The organism is Chryseobacterium lineare (assembly GCF_977014045.1).
In genome coordinates, this window is the sequence record NZ_CDRNIQ010000001.1 from 3,938,265 (window position 1) to 3,956,069 (window position 17,805).

A 17,805-nucleotide genomic window follows, 5' to 3' on the forward strand; every position below is an offset into this window, starting at 1 on the left:
TAAATTATTAATTTTTAAACTTAAGTCATGAAGAGAATTTATTCTTTTGTGGCCGCTTTTGCATTAGCGGCTTCTTTTTCGGCGCAGGGATCCGAATCATTTTCAAATTTAACAGCAACAGCATCATCTTACAGCAGCGGCAGCTACACAGGCGACAATGGCGTAACCTGGACTTTTTCAGGTGCAAGAAAAGTAACAAGCACTGATAATGTTAATGGGACGTCAGTCGGTTTCAACGATACCGGAGTAAGAACAATCAGTGCAAGTTCCGGAGCGAATGGAGTAGGAACGATCACCTATACGGTGAGATCATATTTTACATCGGGAAGTGGCGCCAACAGGACCATTCAGGTTTATGTGAACGGAAATATGATTGACACATACACTCTTGCAGCAATGAATACAAACTATACAAGAACCGCTACCGCTAATGTTTCCGGTGATGTCAATATCGAATTCAGATCAGCAGGATCTAAACAAATTGTTTTGGATGACGTTTCATGGACACAGTCATCAGGAAGTCTTTCTGTTAATGATTTAGAAAGACAAAAGAAATCTTTTGTGAGAAATTCACTTGTCAATGATGAAATCAGTTTCGGTATTAGTGCTAAAAATATTATAATATATAATATGTCTGGACAGGTAGTAAAAATTGCCGCTTCTGGAAAAGAATATGAATCGCTAGACGTTGCTGAATTACCGAAAGGAAATTATATTGTAACCGGTACAGTAAATAATAAGCCTGTTTCTCAGAAAATTTTAAAACATTAATTTGTTAATTTAAATTTAAAACAGGGCGCTTCACAATTTGTAAAGCGCCCTTTTCTATGAAATTTTCTATCATAATAAATAGTAAATAAATAATTTCTATTCGTATCAGTGCATTACGTAATAAATTATATTTAACTATTATGGCGGATAAAATTGATTTTTTCTCAATTATTGTGGTATATAACTGTTGATTTGGCATTAATTTTGTATAATTTAGAATAACCAAATAAATCACTTGATTATGAGAAAAGCATTTACTTTTATCGGGTTAATCTCGATGGTTGCATTGTCGCATGCACAGATTGTTATCAATGAAATCTACACAGGAGGTGGGATTTTAGGAGCAACTTTAACAAACGATTTTGTGGAACTGAAGAACATCGGAAACACAACGCAAACACTAACGGGAGCAACCATACAGTATGGCCCCGTCTCAGGAGCCTTCACTCAGTATCACACTTTACCTACCATCAGTTTACTTCCGGGACAGACGTACCTTATTCAGGAAGGTGGTGACGGTGGCGGAATTATCAATCTCCTCAATCCGAATCTTGTTGTGAATGTTGTTCTGAATTTTGACGGGTCAGGACCTGTAGTCGGAATAGGATTAGGACTAGCACTTACATCCGGAAAAGTTGCTCTTGCAAGCAATGCAACGCAGGTTACAGGTCCTACCGCTTCGAATGTTTTAGACTTTGTAGGGTACGGACTTGCCAATCAGTATGAAGGAGCAGGAGCGGCTCCATCTCCCTCTATCCTGAATTCTATTACAAGAGTTTCCGGGGACACAAACAATAATAATGTAGATTTCACTGTTACTTTGCCTTCGCCACAGGCTGGAACCTTAGCTGTAAGTGATATATCTAATAATTCTGTTCGTTCTAATTTCATTAAAAATACTTTCGTAAAATCTAACGAAATTGTTTTTGGGGCAGATGTAAAAGATGTAAAAGTTTACAATATGGTTGGACAAGTTGTGAAAACTGCTTCTGTAAAAGAAAATCAGCCGTTAAACGTTGATGAACTGCAAAAAGGAAACTATATCGTAACAGGTACAGTAAATAATCAACCGGTATCTCAGAAAATCCTGAAGGATTAATCTTGAAGAAGCCAAAAAATAATAATGCCTTGGATGATTTAATCCGAGGCATTTTTTTTATTTTTAATACCAGCCTCTTCTCGCGGCATTAATAATTGAGTTTAAATTAAGAATTAATGTGTATCTGATGCGTCTTCCATAGTCCTTAAATGAAGGTTCAAAACCTAATGAAGACTGAACAGGAAAATATATTTCAAGAAAATCAGGAATCACACGTACTTTTATACCGCTGTCCCAGATAAATTTAGTTGACTGATTTTTATTATCGTAAACGCCCGCGTCAGCATACACATGGAAAATTTTCCAGACACTTGTATCTATATTCACGGAAGTGATCCATTTATTGACACTTCCCGGAATAAAAGATTTAAAACCTCCGTCGGCCAAAATAAACTGCTGCGAAAGAATTCCTCCGGTTGCACTTTGACCCAAAAGATTATAGGAAAAAGAATAATCTGAAACCCTGGAAATTCCATAATTAAAAGTGTTATTCCTTGTATTGTTTTTTATGAAATATCCTGCAAAAAGTCGTACGCTGAGCTTTTGTCTTGGCGCAAATTCCCATCGGTAAAAACCTTCTGCGGTTACTTTATGGAAATCTTCCATCCATTGGGTGCTTATTCCGAGGCTTTTTTCATGAATACTCTGGCTGTCGTTGTATCCATATCCCACACTCCAGAGATTATATTTGTCATAATCATTATTGGCAATCATGAGCGGACTGAGATCTCTCTCAAAATAATTATAAGAAATTCCGACGCTTCTGCCAACAGTACTTCTCGGATTCTTCCTGAAATTGATATTCGAATAGATTGATCCCTTTCGATAGGCAAGATCATAATCATAATGAAAATATGATCCGGAAACTCCAAAAGTCAGACTTCTGAAAATACTTTCTGCAGGCAGAAAAGAGTAGGCTACACCTCCCGATCCGGTAAGTTGTCCTGTTCCCGTACTGTATGTCGGGGTGAATGAGTATAAAAATTTCTGATCAAAAAAAGACTGGTTTTTAAAATTAAATCCAATCAAAAATTTATCATAAGTATTATTAAAACGGATTTTCGGACTGATATAAATTTCATTAAACTCAGGATTCGGAATGTCTTTAATCAGTTTCAGCTTAATTTTTCGCATGTTGGAAAAAAATCCTTTAGCATAGAGAAAATTGTCCCTATAATTCGCTTCCGGGAAAATATACTCGTCGTTTAGGGTAATTTTATGAGTATTAAGATCAGGAATTGATATTGTTGTATTTTTTTTATTTTCTTCCGTTTCCACCCAATATTCCTTTTTATCGCCTTCTTCCGATTCTGTTTCAATTTTTACGGGGATATTGGCAGATATATTTTTTTGAATCCTTATATTGAGAGAATCTCCTTCTTTTTTAAATCTTTTAAGCTTAAAATTGACTCTGTTTTTATGCTGTAAAAATTCTGATAGATAGGTTGTCCTTTTATCTTTTTCGGCTAATTCTTTTATAAAATCATTCGGATTGGTTTCCTTATCGGTATTTTTTGCGATGAAATTCTGAACCAAAATATCAAAATTTTCATACCCCATTTTATCTGCCGAATAATTAAATAAGGTTCCGGTTTCAAAACTACTGATGGCCATGTCATTAAAATTGCTCAGAACAGCATACTTTTCAGCAATCTTCTGATCCAGGTTTTGGGACATGATGTACTGGTAGGTAAGTCCGTATCGTTCGATGAGTTTTACATCGGAAGCATGAAATAGTTTTAACGGTTTTACTCCGAAAAGTTTTGTTTCAGGCAATGTGCCTAATAATTTGGTATCTGAATAAAATTTCTTTAAATACTGAATTTCAAGGTAAGATTTCAATCCATTTTTAAACCAGTGATAATTCTGTTTGTCGGTGATGATGCTTTCATCCAAAACTTTTTTGGCTATGATTCCGAAATAATCGAGATCTGTTTTCTGTGCATCATTAAAAAGCTGAAACTTGAATTTCCAGACCGTGATATCATTATTTCCGAAAAAATCTTCTTTTGTCCGGAATTTGTCCGAAATAAAAATTCTTTCAGGGATTGTACCGATTCTGTCTTTGATAAATTTTAAATGAAGCGGAAGAAAAAATTCCAGGTTCTGCTTCTCTTCAGGTTTGATATTGTACCCGAATTTGATTTCCGTGTGAATGTCACCGGTGTTGATATTAATCGTTGGATAATCATTCTGCGAAATGATAAATTCAGGATCAGAATCAAGATATCCTTTAAAAGAATTCATCTGAAACTGCTGAAGATTACTTTCAATAAAAGAATTGACAGGAAGATCAAAATTCACTGTCCAGTATGTATTAAAACTTACCGATTCTTCAATGTCGTGATAATCTCTTTTGGAAATATTGTCCGGATCAAAGCGATCCGGAACAATAAAGAAATATTTTAGTGCTACGTTATTATCGGAAGTTCCGTACCCGGTAAATTTTTTATCAGGAAGCTGAACTTCGTATTGCAGCTTTAGTTTTATTTGCTCTCCCGGTTTTAGAATTTCTTTCAGCGGCAGGAAAAAATTTTCATCGGAAATATTGCTTACCGGAATTTCCTGATCAGAATTTTTAATCTGTAAGTTCAGTAGTTTCCCGAGTTCGTTCTTTTTTGCAAAATGAAGATCTGTATTTCGGTCCTCAAGTTTTCGGTACACCAGTGATGTTCCTCTTTTATTATAGGCAGATACCCAGTTGAGAAGCTTTACCGTATTAAGGTCATGCTTTGAATTGTTATAATAAACCATTTCCTGATTAACGCTAAGCTTCTTTTTATCGGGAGACAGCTTGGCTTCAATATAAATGCTGTCTTTTTGTGCAGAAATCTCTGCAACACCAAAAAACAAAGCAAGACCAATACAAATATTTCTCAATTAACTGTGATATGGTTTCAAATATAACTTATTTTGCAGAAAATCATTTGAATTTTAAATTAACTTTCGGTTAGTTTTTTTTCAGAGAACTCAAATAAGCATTCCAGCCTTCATTTTTATAAGTAACTGCAGCTTCGGCAGGGTTTTCAGATTTGTAGATTCCTCTTCCTACGATAATAAAATCGGTATGAAGTGTTTTAAATACATGTTCAGGAGTATTGTACTGTTGGCCTTTTCCGTCACCTGAGTCCGCAAGATTGACACCCGGAGTGAACAGTAGCATTTCTTCAGGAAGCGGATTTTGAGAAACTCCTCCAATTACGTTGGGATGAGATGCAGCTACTTTCAGGGCTTCTTCTCTGTAAGCACTCGTCGTTAAAGCGCCTTTTGAAGACATTCCAATAATGGCAACAACACCTACATTTTTAAAGCAGTCTAAAGATTCAAAACCACCAATAACCTGAGACGTTACAAAATCTGCCCAATCTGTAATTTTGAAAACTCCGCTTGTAAACTGAAGCTCCTGAGTATTGCCGATGTCTGCAAATTTTCTGTCTTCCATAAGAAGGAAATTGTGTTTTGCAGCCAAAGCTTTTAACGGAGTGATTGTTTTTTCGTATTCGAAATCAGAAATAATATCGATATGAGTCTTTAAAGCGATCACATGTGGACCAACTTTTTCAGCCAGATCCAGTAATTCCTGCGTTGTTGTAACGTCGGCAGACGCAATTAAATTAGATTGCTTTGATAGTGCCGTCTCTAGCAGTTTCTTAGAAACGGAATGTTGCGCCGTATTGAGTTTCTGTTCGTAAGATGCTCTTGTAACTTCTTCAAACTGAATATGATTTCCTTGTAAAAAATCCTGGATTCTTTTCACTTCATCATCTGAAAGTTCGCCGTTTTCCTGAAGGATCGAGCAAACTTCCGAAATGTTGAAAAGAGTGTGAACTCTATATCCTTTGCTTTCCAGAAGCTCTTTTCCGCCCTGTTCTCTGTCAAGAACGACAACAATATCTGCAACCTTCAAGTCTTCCTGCTCAACTTCTGCGATCGTTTCGATTAAGGATTTTCCTGAAGTGATAACATCTTCTACCAAAAGGCAATTTTGTCCTTTCTGATAAATTCCTTCAATCAGCTTTTTTGTACCGTAGTTTTTGGCTTCTTTTCTTTTTATAATTAATGGAATATAGCTTTCAAGAGACATCGCCGTAGCCATCGGAAGAGCTGCGTAAGGAACTCCGCAAATCAGATCAAAATTATCCAAAGGAAGCATTTCCAAAAGATAATTGGCTAAGTTTTTTAAAATTTTCGGATCTGAAGCCAACGGTCTTAAGTCTACATAAAAAGGACTTTCGATACCGCTTTTTAATGTAAATCTTCCAAATTTGATGATGCCCAGCTTATAGCACTCTAAAAAGAATTCTTTTTTACTTTCCATTATTTTTTATTAGATGTTGCAAATTTAAGGAAATGATGTTGAAAGTCAATTGTGAATTTTACTTCGTAAGTCAATTGTGAATTTTTAAAATATATAACTTATTCATTTATTCACAAAAAAACATCCATTTCGGATGTTTTGATTATTTTACGATTTCGGCATCGATTATTTTCGTATTGCCGTTATTATATTTTCGTTCGGCTTCCCAAAGAAGAAACTTGTCGACTTCTTTGATAAGTTTAGGAATCGTAAGAGATAAAACTGCGAGATCGTCCAAAACTCCGATGACCGGAACTGCTACTTCAGGCAGAAGGTCAATGGGCGAAATAATGTATAAAATTCCTAAAAGCGGAAGGATGATATCAATAGACCTCATCGGATATTCTCCTTTTTTCCACATTTTTACCATTCTGAAAATATCAGGGATTTTTCTTACAAAACCTTTATGATTGATAGCCTCTTTTGCGAGATTTAATTTTGAATATTTCATTTTGTGCTTGCTTTAATAATTCTTCAATGGTACTGATTTCGCAAATTTTATACCAAGTGACTATTATCAAAAGTTAAATTATTTTATGATATTATCTATAAACTGATGTACAGATTCTGTATTCCAGTCTCTGGATGCATCTTCTTTGATGATGATTCTTCCGTCTTTATCAAGCAGGTAAGTAGTTGGGAACACTTTCGGAAGGATTTTCTCGGAAATCGGACTCTGTGCAATATAAACGGGAACGTTATAATTGTTCTCTTTTAAAAATTTTCTTACGGCATCTTCCTGATCATTCATGGCGATCAGAACAAAATCCACGTGATCTTTTCTGGTGTCATACAGCTTCTGGATCGAAGGCCATTCTTTTCTGCACGGCGGACACCATGTTCCCCAAAAATTCAGAAATACAGCCTTGTCTTTGAACGCTTTAAGATTTGTACTAGGAACGTTAATTCCCTGAAGGTCGATGTCATAATCTTCATCACTGACATGAACTGCATTTTCAATTGTGGCAATAGGGAAGAACGTATCTTGAAGCTTTTCTTTCACGCCCGGAACAAAAGCAATTACTCCGATAATGACGATTAATACGAGATAAATGAGATTTTTTTTCATTTAATATATTTTAAAGTTACAGCAATTCCAGCATTTCCTGAACGACATCTTTTCCTCTGTTTTTTGCATAATAAATCTGCAGATCATTATAAAACATATCTTTCGTGTAAGTTTCCGGATCGGCTTTATATTTGGCTAACAGTTCTTTTCCATATTTCGGACGCGGTCCCCATGAATTTTTAACATTAAAATCCTTATCAAGAATAATCACTTTCGGAATGGATTCTGTTCCATTGGTCAGGAATTGATTAATTAAACTTTTATCACTGTCTCTGAGGAAAATTCTCACTTCATTTCTGTTCTCGAAAAATTTAACCAAAGCCGGAACGGTAGCACTTGCATCGCCACACCATACTTCAGAGATAATCAGGATTTTTCCGTCGAAGTTTTTTGCTTCGAGCTCTTTCAGCTGGTTTTCATCCGGAACATATTTCTTTAGCGTTCTGTCGATTCTTTGTAAGCCAAGCTCGTAATATTGCTTATATTCTGCTTCCTGTTGATTGGCAGGATTTTCTAGTCTTTGTTTTCCGATTTTTACGTACTCTTCGAAAGAGATACCTTGTTCCCAGTAATTTTTCATTACTAAAATATATATTTAAAAATGATTGATATTTCTTGTTTTGTTGATCAGAGACAGATCTGCTAGTACAAAAGCCGCCAGACTTTCCACCACAGGAACTGCCCGCGGAAGTACACAAGGATCGTGGCGCCCTTTTCCTTCAACAATAGCTTTATTTCCGTCTTTATCAACACTTTCCTGAGGTCTTAAAATCGTTGCTACAGGTTTAAAAGCTACCCGGAAATAAATATCCATTCCATTAGAAATTCCACCTTGAATTCCACCTGAAAGATTGGATTTTGTGGTGAAATCTTCATTAAAAAGATCATTGTGTTCTTTTCCTGTCATTTTAGCGCCGCAGAATCCGCTTCCGTATTCAAAGCCTTTTGCGGCATTAATATTGAGCATTGCTTTCCCCAATTCTGCCTGAAGTTTTGAAAAAACCGGTTCCCCAATTCCCACGGGAACATTTTTGATAACACAGGTAATGGTCCCGCCGATGGTGTTTCCTTCTTTTTTGATCTCTTTGATTCTTTCGATCATTTTCTCAGCAGTTTCTGCATCCGGACACCTCACTTTATTGCTTTCCGTTTTTGAAAAGTCAAGATCCTGATAAGGTTTTTCACAGAAAATTTCGCCTACAGAAGAAACGTAAGCATTGATTTCAATATCTGCTAAAAGCTGTTTAGCTAGCGCTCCTGCAACAACCCAGTTTATGGTTTCCCGGGCTGAAGATTTTCCGCCGCCGCGATAATCTCTCAATCCGTATTTCTGATCGTAAGTAAAATCTGCATGGCTCGGGCGATATGAGTTGGCAATATGATCATAATCTTTCGATTTCTGATTTTCATTTTCGATCATAAAGCCAATCGGGGTTCCTGTTGTTTTTCCTTCAAAAATACCTGAAAGGAACTTTACGGTATCACTTTCTTTTCTTTGGGTGACGATGGCCGACTGACCGGGTTTTCTGCGATCAAGTTCATATTGTATTTTATCAAAATCAACCGTTAAACCTGCCGGGAAATTATTGATGATTCCACCATAAGCCAGACCGTGGCTTTCTCCAAATGTTGTAAGGCTGAGAAGATTACCTAAAGTATTTAACATGACACAAATTTACAGCTTTTTATCCAAATATAGAATGAAGGCTATCTGTTATGTTGATAGGTATTTCTTATAGAATTTATAATTTTCTCTGCGTCTGTTTTTTCTTTTAGATTTAACTTTTTCCAGACAAAACCTTTTCTCATGTTGTTTTTGTCTGCCATCTGCGGAAAAATGCCTGCTTTTACATCATCGAAAATATAACTTTCGGAGATAGCCGGTAATTTAGTGTCAAAATTATAAGGATATTTTTTTGAGACATGAAATAACAGATTTCCTACTTTATAGGTATTAAATTCCTGATTTTTATAACTTGAAGGTTTGTAAAACTGTTCTTTTTTCACGTTTCCCATAAAGTTTCCAAGCCAGAAGCTGGGGACATACGTTTGAAGAATGGACGGCACAGTCAGAAATCCGACAATTATTATGCTGAATACCGAAAAGATTACAATTGAACTTTTTTTAGTAAAGAAATTGATAAACAGGATAAGAAAGATAACAAAAAAAACATCAATGAAAAATCTGTATTGTGCTGAAAATAAAATAACCAAAATGCCTTTAGTTATTATTGAAAGACAAATTAAATTGATGATCTTATTTTTTTTAATGAAGCTAAAAATGATAAATACAATTAGAGTGATTATAAGGGAAATATTAATGGGCGATTTTATTCCATCTAAAAAAATCCAGTTTTTAATATAATCATAAAAAGAAAACATTGAAATTTCCTGGTAAGAATACTGCATATCATAGGTTTTCTGGATGGCAAAGTGAGAGGATATCTCTAAAATTTCATTATTGGGTTTCCAGTCTGTACCTATATCACCTATAGAAAGCGGGAAAACAGGGTAGCCGAATGTCCAGATGTTTTTAATGAAAAATAATATGAGAACTAAAACTCCAGGCAAAAGTATTCTTGCTGATGATTTAACGATTAAAAATGAATAAAGAAAACTTAGTATTGGCAGCCAGATCATCGTTGGTTTTATGGCAAATACAAAAATAGAAAATGCAAATACCTGAGCTGTTGATCTGTTTTCTTTTAAAATTTCATTTAAAATGATTAAAGAAAATATGATCACCGGCAAATCAGGACTCGGAGACTGTGAAAATAATAATAGAACAGGAATAAAACATAACTGAATCCAACTTTTATTTTCTATAATATATAAGGTATAAATAATCAGTACTATTGAATTAATTCTTAAAAATGGGTCGGAAATATTAGAAAAACCTGCCTGAAATATATGCCATATCGACATTTGTCCCAATGTGAGATCAAGGTTGGAAATCCCTTTTACAATTCCGAATTCGGTAAGCCATTGTATGGTAGGTACGTAATATCCGAAATGATCTAAAATAAACGGATAAAAAGATCCGCAAAATAAAATGATGATTGAAATGAATGCGATTAATGCCCAGTCTTTTTTGGAGAAGCAAGTAAATTCTTTGTAAATTTTATGCTTAAAGAAATAGAATTCTCCTACTACTATTGTTGCAATCTCAACATGTGAATTTAAAGGGACAAAAAATGCCAAAACTGTCCATAGTATGCTGATGGTGAAAATACCTGATAATGATTTACCCGAAATGCCACTTAAAAATTTACCTGAGATATATTCAGTAGCCTTTCCCCAGCCCATAAAAACCGGAATCAAAAAAATACTTGAAAGGAAAATTAAAAACATAAAAAAAGATTGCTTAAAAATAAGCAATCTTTCTAAGATATAGTAAAAATAATTAATTGCGTGGCTGTACTCTTCCGCTTTTTCTATCCTGTGCTCTACCCAGCGTATATCCTGTAGCACCACCAATTACACCACCAATCGCGGCACCGGCACCCGGACTTTTTTTGTTAACAATCGCTCCCAGTGCAGCTCCTCCTACAGCACCGATAATGGTACCTTTAGCAGCTTCGCTCATCCCTTTTTTCTGAGTAGTACCTTGTGAGGCAGTGCTTCCGTTATTGGCATAAGTTCCATTATTTGAACTTGAGCTAGGTCTGTCTCTGTACACGGTATGTGTTTCTCTAATTACCTGAGGTTTTGAATTCGCTACCGCTGTTTTAGCCTTTTGAACTTCGGCAATACTGTCAGCCTTTTTCTGAGCTTCGTAAGCCATTTTTTCTTTTTCAATGGCTAATTTTTGCTTTTCAATTTCGAGTTGTCTCATCTGGAATTCCATTTTTTGTTGTTCCAGTGATTTTTCGGCTATCTGATCATCTTTTTTACAGGCGGTCAATAAAAATACTGACAACAATCCCGTCAACACTATACTTTTCATAATTCAAATTTTAATAGGTATCGAAGACTAGGCTTTGATTGTATGGTATTTTCAATTATGAAGCCAAAACTTATTTAAGTAATGTTAAAATTTTAGAAAATCTATTAAATAATGTGAAATATGTTTAATAATATAGGCTCATAACTGTAAATAACTGTTGATTTAATTGGTGAAGTTGATTATGTATTCCAGAATTGTATTAAAATGATTGTATGCTTTATCATATTATGATCTGGCTCATAACGGTTTCATTTTAATGTATATAAATTTGAAATTAATTATACACCAAAAATTATTTATATGAAAAAAGTAATGCTATTAATGCTGGGAATAAGCCTTTTTGCCATAAGCTGCAAAAAGCAGGAAGTACAGAATGATAACTCAATAAGTGATTCAGCTTCTACAGGAACTTTGCCATCTGACAATACAACTTCCGGTTCATCTATGGACACCACCGCAAGTGTACGAGACAGTTTGATGAATCAGGAAAGGGGAACCTCGGGACAGGCTACAACACCTAATCAGACTAACGGATCTGACAGAAGTACAAAAACTTCGGCAGGAACAGGAACTGATTCGGCTAGATAAGAACACTTTTTTAGACCCCATATACCCTTTTTAAACTCCTCAGTAACTCTGGGGAGTTTTTAAATTTACTATACTTTCATTTAGTTAAATTTAAAATTTTCCCTAAATGTGACTTTAATCATAAAGTTTCCGTGTTTTCATATTTAATTTTACTTAAGAATTAAATTGATTGATTCTATAAAATTTTTTTTCATCATTTGTGTTTTTGGTCCCCTTTGTAAGGGGACCTTGTTTTATTATAAGCTGAAGTTATTGCAAAATTGATACGCTCTTTATATCCAACACATCGAAGATATGATGAAATTTCCCATTTTCAAGCACTTGTGAAAACTATGACCGGTTTTGACGTATTTTGACGCGTTTTGACCGGTTTCCGAGGTACTTTCTTCGGGTGTTCTTCGGATCACCTTCGGGTCGGCTTCGGAAAAACGGTACTTTTTCCGAAGAGCTTCCGAACAACACCCGAAGGATTGTCGAATAAATCTGATCATCTTTTTGAAAATTATTATATTTTTTTTCTGTGGTTCATTTTCATTTAATTGGCATTATGGGAGATTAATTTTTGTTAAAAATCACTTAAGCAAGAATAAAAATAATCTGCTGATACTAAGCTGTAAATATTATTCACAAAAGCTTTTCTAAGCATTTTTTTATTACTGTAAATTCTTTGTAATCTATGATTCTGATATCATATTTTTTTATAATTTCGCTTCGGATGTAAAGGATATTATACAACCTTAGGAACAAAAAATGCATCTATGATAATAACACGACATGATTTGTCGTTTAAGAGAATTAGTTTTGCATAACAGGTTACTATTTGATCTAAGACCTGAAAAAATTAATAAAAACAAACCATGATAACAACCATTTCTATTCAGGCAATTTTCCATGATTGCTTCTCTTTTTTAAGAACAAACAGGTTTTTGATTTCTTAAAATAACTTCATCACACAAAACAATAATCTTTAACTCTTTCAAACACTACGTATGAAAAGATTCTACTCAAGTGCATTCATTTTATGCACATTCCTGAGCATTTCTGCCCAGGAAGTAGTCTGGCAGAAAGACATCAAATCTGCAACGCAGGATTTTCTTTCCCAGATTACCACGACCATCGATCAGCAGTATCTGATAACCGGAAGCGGTATTAAGTCCAACAACAACCAACCGTCAACCATCAACCAAAAACAAAATAACGGATACGACTATCATTTGATTAAATTAAACCAGCAGGGCGAAGAAGTCTGGGAGAAGTATTTCTCGGGTCAAAATCATGATTTTTTATCAGCAACAGTGAATACCCAAGAAGGTGGATTTTTGCTGGCAGGGACATCTTTCAGCGGAAAAGGCTTGGATAAAAAAGAGGATTCCAAAGGAGGATCTGATATCTGGCTGATCAGAATTAATGAATTTGGGGATGAATTGTGGCAGAAAACGATTGGCGGTGCTTCAGATGAAGAAGCCAGAGCGGTGATTCAGACGACAGATATGGGATTTTTTGTGGCGGGGAACGTTGCCTTCGACTCTGCTAAGGCAACAGGCCAATCAACGGATCCGCGTTCCCTGAGCGGAGCCGAAGGGAAGGGAACAGCAGGCTATGGTTCTAAAGATGTTCTGGTGGTACGGTTGGATAAAAACGGGAAGGAATTATCACACCTGGTTTTGGGCGGAAAAGGATTGGATGAGGTGGAGAAAATGATTCCGACGAAAGATGGCGGAGCTTTATTGGGCGTGTATTCCAGAAGTGCATCCTCCCCCAGCCCCTCCAAAGGAGGGGAGCAAAACGCTTCAACCCAAAATTCAAAATCACTTTCCGGTTATGCAAAGTCTACCGAAAATTTCGGTGAAGGCGACTACTGGATCATCAAGCTTTCCAAAGACGGAAAAGTGGAATGGGAAAAGAACTTCGGCGGAACAGGAGACGATCATTTGAGAACATTGGCTCTGACTTCTACAGGATATCTGATTGGTGGAGAATCAAGATCGGAAAGATCAGGAAATAAAACCGTCGGCATCGAAGAAGGAACGGATTTATGGCTGATCTCTCTTGATGAAAGAGGCGAGATCTGGCAGAAATCCTACAATTTTAAAAATCGTGATGTGCTGATGGGAATGAGTGTGATATCCTCCCCTGGCCCCTCCAAAGGAGGGGAATCCGGCAACCTGACCAAAGGCATTTTGCTGGGCGGATACACCCAGGCGGAAGGAAGAATAGAAAGTGATGATGAAACATTCTGGATGCTGTACCTGGACCAAAATGGCCAAGAGCAGTGGAGAAAGCATCTCACTGGAGACAAGAGACAAAGAGAAGAGAGACTGTCCGACATAAAACTCAACGGAGATGGTTCGATTGTATTGGCCGGAACAAGCGCAGAGGAATTAGGAAAAGAGAACTGGAAAATTGTGAAGCTTGGAGATAAGCAGATTGATCAGCTGATCGAAAAGCAGGATATTAAGATTTATCCGAACCTGGTGAGTGAGTATGCGTATGTAGAAATCGGGTTTGACTTTAAAGAAGCGGATATTGTGCTGTATGACATGGGTGGAAGACAATTACAGAGCCTGAAAACCAAAAATAAAGTAACCAAAATTAATACGCAGGCTCTGGTGCAGGGAGCGTACCTGGTGAGGGTGAAAACTAATGATAATAAAACAGCGAGTGCTAAACTGATTAAGAAATAATGAACAAACAGATCAATAAAATAAAAATGAAGAAAATATGTATTTATTTCCTCCTCGTTTTTCTGACTCATAACTTTTATAGCCAGCAAACTGTAGGAAATAATCAATTAGACAGACAAGTTTTGGATTTCCCTACTTCTCCTGATGCTTATAGCCTTAGTAAGGTTGGCAAATTACCTATGGACCTGTTCAATGGAAAAGCCAATATCAATATTCCCATTTATTCAGTAAGGATAGGTGGCTTGGATTTTCCGATAGGTCTTTCTTATAATACCGGAGGGATCAAACAGAATGAGATCGCAAGTTCTGTAGGGTTGGGCTGGGCTTTATCCATGCCTAATTCTATCTCAAAAAACATCTTTGATAAAGACGATGATTTTTCACCTTTATTTTTTCATGATATTAACCACGCTACCAATACATTGGCTGGTTTTGATATTTTTGACAACACTAAGCAGGCGGATATGGATTTATTAAGCTCGGGACAATATGATCTAAAACCTGACCTTTATATGTACAACCTTCCAGGATTGAGCGGAAACTTCATTGTGAATAATAACATAGGATATACGATTCCCCATGAGGATATTAAGATAGAAAAAGTAAGTCCAGGCTTTACAATAACCGACACTCAGGGTAACAGGTACTGGCTATCATATAACAATCAAGTCTTTTCAAAAAGTACCGGACAAGCACCTCAATTATCAATGAATCAAATGTCATTGGACAGTCTTAGAACATCAAATGGAGATATTTTAAAATTTGAGTATCAAAAAGTACAGAAATATACTGAAAAAACAGTATATGAAAAAAGATATATTTACACAATATATGAAAATTACACTCCAACGGGATATGAGGAGTTTCCTACTCTTAATCCAAGTCCTCCGGATGTAATTAACACTGAAAACAATACAGAAAACCTGATTTCAAAAATTATATTTCCTGAAGGAGAAATTAGCTTTTTGTATTCGGGTGACGAAAATCTGCTGACGACCTCAGATGCAATGTATCGTAAAGACTTGAATTCAAGTGTAGGGGGAAAGGCATTAAAAAGAGTAATTGTAAAAAATAAAGGAGGCAAAATAATCAAGCAGATATCATTAACGCATTCATACTTTGAATCTGCCAGTCTTAATAAAACGTATGAAGATTACAGACTCAAATTAACGGAAGTTATTGATGACCTGAATGGCTCCAAACATTCTTTTACCTATAATGAACAATATCCTCTTATCAGAAGAAATGGCAATTCCGACGATCTTTGGGGATATTTTAATTCTAATATTACATCCGGATCCAATATCCCTTTTGTGTATGGATCAAATTCTACCATTATTGGCGGCTCACGAGACAGAGGAGTCAATGCACAATATACACAGATGGGCGTTCTAACAAAGGTCAAATACCCGACCGGTGCCGAGAAAAAATTGTATTATGAGAATAATGATTCCGGACAGACTTCTACGCATACAGAGTATCATACAGAAACGATTGACGGTATCGATTCGGATGTTGCGATAAATCCAAATGAATTGTCCGTGACAAAAACAGTTACTATCGACCCCGCTCTGCACGATGTAAAGGTTCACTTTTCGAACGGTTGCCTAAACAATACAGATCCTCAAACGTTTCCTTCGGGAGGAGATTACAGCTCCTGCAGAGGATTTGTAACCGTAGGAAGCATTACAAACAACTATCATGTAACTCAAGAAATTCCCGTTAATAATACTGGACAGCCTATTCAGCTGAAGCTCACAAGATTCGGAGACTGTGGATGCTCATTGAGTATTTCACATGGCTATACGACCTCTTACACCCAAACAACAAACCAATTGGTCGGAGGATTAAGAATCAAGCAAATTGAAGATATTGACAATAATAATGTATCCAATATATTTTATTATGATTATAACAACTCAGGTACTTTAAAAAGAAAGTTCAGTTTTTACAAACCTTATTACCGTGTGGCAGAGCCTCGGATAAATGTCGGAACTCCGGATCCTGATGTAGGGTATATTGCTCCGGCTGACTATGTAACCGAAATTAAAGAATATCAGTCATCCGGAAATGCTTTTACATCTTACAACTCGGGGAATATCATGACGTATTCTAAGGTTACAGAAAGAAACGGACTAGGAGAAATTATACATATATTTACCAATGACAATCAGCTACCTTACAGCCCTTATTCAAATACGACTGTATCGTATACCGATTGGCGAAATGGTCTTCCCTTAACAACGATCTATAAAAAAGGCAGCGATACCTTAAGAAAAGAAGTTTTTCATTATGAGTTCAATCCGTTGAAAAATCCAAAGGCAGGATTTATTGTTGGTAATCCGGATGAAATGGCTTTCGGAATGGATCTATTTATGGTAAAATACCATAACAGCCATGGATTAGCCGTTAACTTAGCAAACTACGAAATGAGCTATTATCCACTTTCCATTTACGGAGGGGCAATAGAGAAAAAACAATCAAAGACAACCGAATATTTTAAAAACAACAAGGTGGTAGAGACTGTCACCGATTATACTTATTCCGATACCGATATTAATAAACCTATTAATCTGATATCTGCGAAAAACACCTATAAGGATGGCTCTTTTGACGTAACAGGTTACACCTATGCCCACGACCAGGGCAACCAGCTGATGATTGACAGGAATATGATCGGTATTCCATTGGAAACAACCACAACGCAGACCATAGGTGGAACAACCAAAACGTTAGGTAAGACTAAAACAATTTATCCAACTTCATTGCCGACAGCTCAGACCGGAAATCTTGTTCTTCCAACCTCCACTCTTTCCTATGACCTTCAGTTTCCGACAGTGGTATCTGCAGAGATCCTTTATGACAAATACGACAGTAAAGGCCACCCGCTGCAGTACACGACAAAAGATGGAATTTCCACAGCCATCATCTGGGGATATAACAATACCCAGCCTATTGCCAAAATTACCGGGGCCAAGCTTTCAGATATCAGCCTGCCCCTGATCAATACCATCGTCAGCGCTTCGGATAGCGACGCTTCTGCCATACAGAATAATGACGAATTAGCATTCTTAACGGAATTGAATAATTTCAGGAATCACAGTAGCATGGCAGGTTATCAGATTACCACCTACACCTACGATCCTCTTATCGGCGTCAGAAGCATTACCCCTCCGTCAGGAATAAAAGAGGTTTATCTCTATGATTCCGCTAAAAGGTTGATGGAAATCAGAGAAGACAGCCAGACCGGAAAGCTGTTAAAAGAATTCAAGTACAACTACAAAAACTAAT

13 protein-coding genes are annotated in these 17,805 nt (G+C 36.3%); 5 read left to right on the forward strand and 8 right to left on the reverse strand.

All coding sequences use genetic code 11. The features are described from left to right. Window positions 1-27 precede the first annotated feature (27 nt). Together ACWNCI_RS17675 and ACWNCI_RS17680 are read left to right on the forward strand one after the other, a co-directional pair. Window positions 28-771 carry a T9SS type A sorting domain-containing protein gene (locus ACWNCI_RS17675; RefSeq protein WP_449389290.1) on the forward strand — a complete coding sequence of 248 codons (744 nt, stop codon included), beginning with the start codon at window positions 28-30 and terminating at the stop codon, window positions 769-771. A gap of 241 nt (window positions 772-1,012) precedes the next feature. Next, complete coding sequence (locus ACWNCI_RS17680; RefSeq protein WP_346986512.1) at window positions 1,013-1,870, forward strand: T9SS type A sorting domain-containing protein; 858 nt, start codon at window positions 1,013-1,015, stop codon at window positions 1,868-1,870. Between the two features lie 63 nt (window positions 1,871-1,933). Here ACWNCI_RS17680 and ACWNCI_RS17685 read toward each other — a convergent pair whose 3' ends face one another. The 8 genes from ACWNCI_RS17685 to ACWNCI_RS17720 form a co-directional block, all read right to left on the reverse strand. After that, entirely contained in the window at window positions 1,934-4,750 is a 2,817-nt protein-coding gene (locus ACWNCI_RS17685) for an aminopeptidase (protein ID WP_449389291.1), read from the reverse strand. A 70-nt stretch (window positions 4,751-4,820) separates the two neighbouring features. After that, a complete protein-coding gene (gene pyrF / locus ACWNCI_RS17690) occupies window positions 4,821-6,188 on the reverse strand; it encodes an orotidine-5'-phosphate decarboxylase (RefSeq protein ID WP_449389292.1) in 1,368 nt (455 codons plus the stop codon). 142 nt (window positions 6,189-6,330) lie between these two features. Beyond that, window positions 6,331-6,678, reverse strand: coding sequence for a YkvA family protein (locus tag ACWNCI_RS17695; RefSeq protein ID WP_346986507.1), 348 nt, complete (start codon window positions 6,676-6,678; stop codon window positions 6,331-6,333). Between the two features lie 78 nt (window positions 6,679-6,756). Next, the gene (locus tag ACWNCI_RS17700; RefSeq protein WP_346986506.1) at window positions 6,757-7,296 is read right to left on the reverse strand and encodes a TlpA family protein disulfide reductase; all 540 of its coding nucleotides are present in this window, start codon (window positions 7,294-7,296) and stop codon (window positions 6,757-6,759) included. 16 nt (window positions 7,297-7,312) lie between these two features. Further along, window positions 7,313-7,876: a thioredoxin family protein gene (locus ACWNCI_RS17705; protein WP_449389293.1), complete on the reverse strand. Its 564-nt coding sequence runs from the start codon at window positions 7,874-7,876 to the stop codon at window positions 7,313-7,315. A gap of 15 nt (window positions 7,877-7,891) precedes the next feature. Then, window positions 7,892-8,962 carry a chorismate synthase gene (gene aroC, locus ACWNCI_RS17710; protein ID WP_449389294.1) on the reverse strand — a complete coding sequence of 357 codons (1,071 nt, stop codon included), beginning with the start codon at window positions 8,960-8,962 and terminating at the stop codon, window positions 7,892-7,894. 41 nt (window positions 8,963-9,003) lie between these two features. Further along, entirely contained in the window at window positions 9,004-10,647 is a 1,644-nt protein-coding gene (locus tag ACWNCI_RS17715; protein WP_449389295.1) for an LIC_10190 family membrane protein, read from the reverse strand. 52 nt (window positions 10,648-10,699) lie between these two features. Further along, the gene (locus tag ACWNCI_RS17720) at window positions 10,700-11,242 is read right to left on the reverse strand and encodes a YMGG-like glycine zipper-containing protein (protein WP_449389296.1); all 543 of its coding nucleotides are present in this window, start codon (window positions 11,240-11,242) and stop codon (window positions 10,700-10,702) included. 300 nt (window positions 11,243-11,542) lie between these two features. On the opposite strand from ACWNCI_RS17720, the gene ACWNCI_RS17725 reads away from it, so the two are divergent. The 3 genes from ACWNCI_RS17725 to ACWNCI_RS17735 all read left to right on the forward strand — a co-directional run bounded on the left by ACWNCI_RS17725 (window position 11,543) and on the right by ACWNCI_RS17735 (window position 17,804). After that, window positions 11,543-11,830, forward strand: coding sequence for a hypothetical protein (locus tag ACWNCI_RS17725; protein WP_449389297.1), 288 nt, complete (start codon window positions 11,543-11,545; stop codon window positions 11,828-11,830). Window positions 11,831-12,819: 989 nt separating this feature from the next. Next, window positions 12,820-14,514, forward strand: coding sequence for a T9SS type A sorting domain-containing protein (locus tag ACWNCI_RS17730; protein WP_449389298.1), 1,695 nt, complete (start codon window positions 12,820-12,822; stop codon window positions 14,512-14,514). A 26-nt stretch (window positions 14,515-14,540) separates the two neighbouring features. Further along, window positions 14,541-17,804: a hypothetical protein gene (locus ACWNCI_RS17735; RefSeq protein ID WP_449389299.1), complete on the forward strand. Its 3,264-nt coding sequence runs from the start codon at window positions 14,541-14,543 to the stop codon at window positions 17,802-17,804. The last annotated feature ends 1 nt before the right edge of the window (window position 17,805 follow it).

Bases quoted from the DNA above. Each gene is read 5' to 3' on its own strand.
- ACWNCI_RS17675 (WP_449389290.1), top strand. From the start codon at position 28: ATGAAGAGAATTTATTCTTTTGTGGCCGCTTTTGCATTAGCGGCTTCT.
- ACWNCI_RS17680 (WP_346986512.1), top strand. From the start codon at position 1,013: ATGAGAAAAGCATTTACTTTTATCGGGTTAATCTCGATGGTTGCATTG.
- pyrF (WP_449389292.1), bottom strand. From the start codon at position 6,188: ATGGAAAGTAAAAAAGAATTCTTTTTAGAGTGCTATAAGCTGGGCATC.
- ACWNCI_RS17695 (WP_346986507.1), bottom strand. From the start codon at position 6,678: ATGAAATATTCAAAATTAAATCTCGCAAAAGAGGCTATCAATCATAAA.
- ACWNCI_RS17700 (WP_346986506.1), bottom strand. From the start codon at position 7,296: ATGAAAAAAAATCTCATTTATCTCGTATTAATCGTCATTATCGGAGTA.
- ACWNCI_RS17705 (WP_449389293.1), bottom strand. From the start codon at position 7,876: ATGAAAAATTACTGGGAACAAGGTATCTCTTTCGAAGAGTACGTAAAA.
- aroC (WP_449389294.1), bottom strand. From the start codon at position 8,962: ATGTTAAATACTTTAGGTAATCTTCTCAGCCTTACAACATTTGGAGAA.
- ACWNCI_RS17715 (WP_449389295.1), bottom strand. From the start codon at position 10,647: ATGTTTTTAATTTTCCTTTCAAGTATTTTTTTGATTCCGGTTTTTATG.
- ACWNCI_RS17720 (WP_449389296.1), bottom strand. From the start codon at position 11,242: ATGAAAAGTATAGTGTTGACGGGATTGTTGTCAGTATTTTTATTGACC.
- ACWNCI_RS17725 (WP_449389297.1), top strand. From the start codon at position 11,543: ATGAAAAAAGTAATGCTATTAATGCTGGGAATAAGCCTTTTTGCCATA.
- ACWNCI_RS17730 (WP_449389298.1), top strand. From the start codon at position 12,820: ATGAAAAGATTCTACTCAAGTGCATTCATTTTATGCACATTCCTGAGC.
- ACWNCI_RS17735 (WP_449389299.1), top strand. From the start codon at position 14,541: ATGAAGAAAATATGTATTTATTTCCTCCTCGTTTTTCTGACTCATAAC.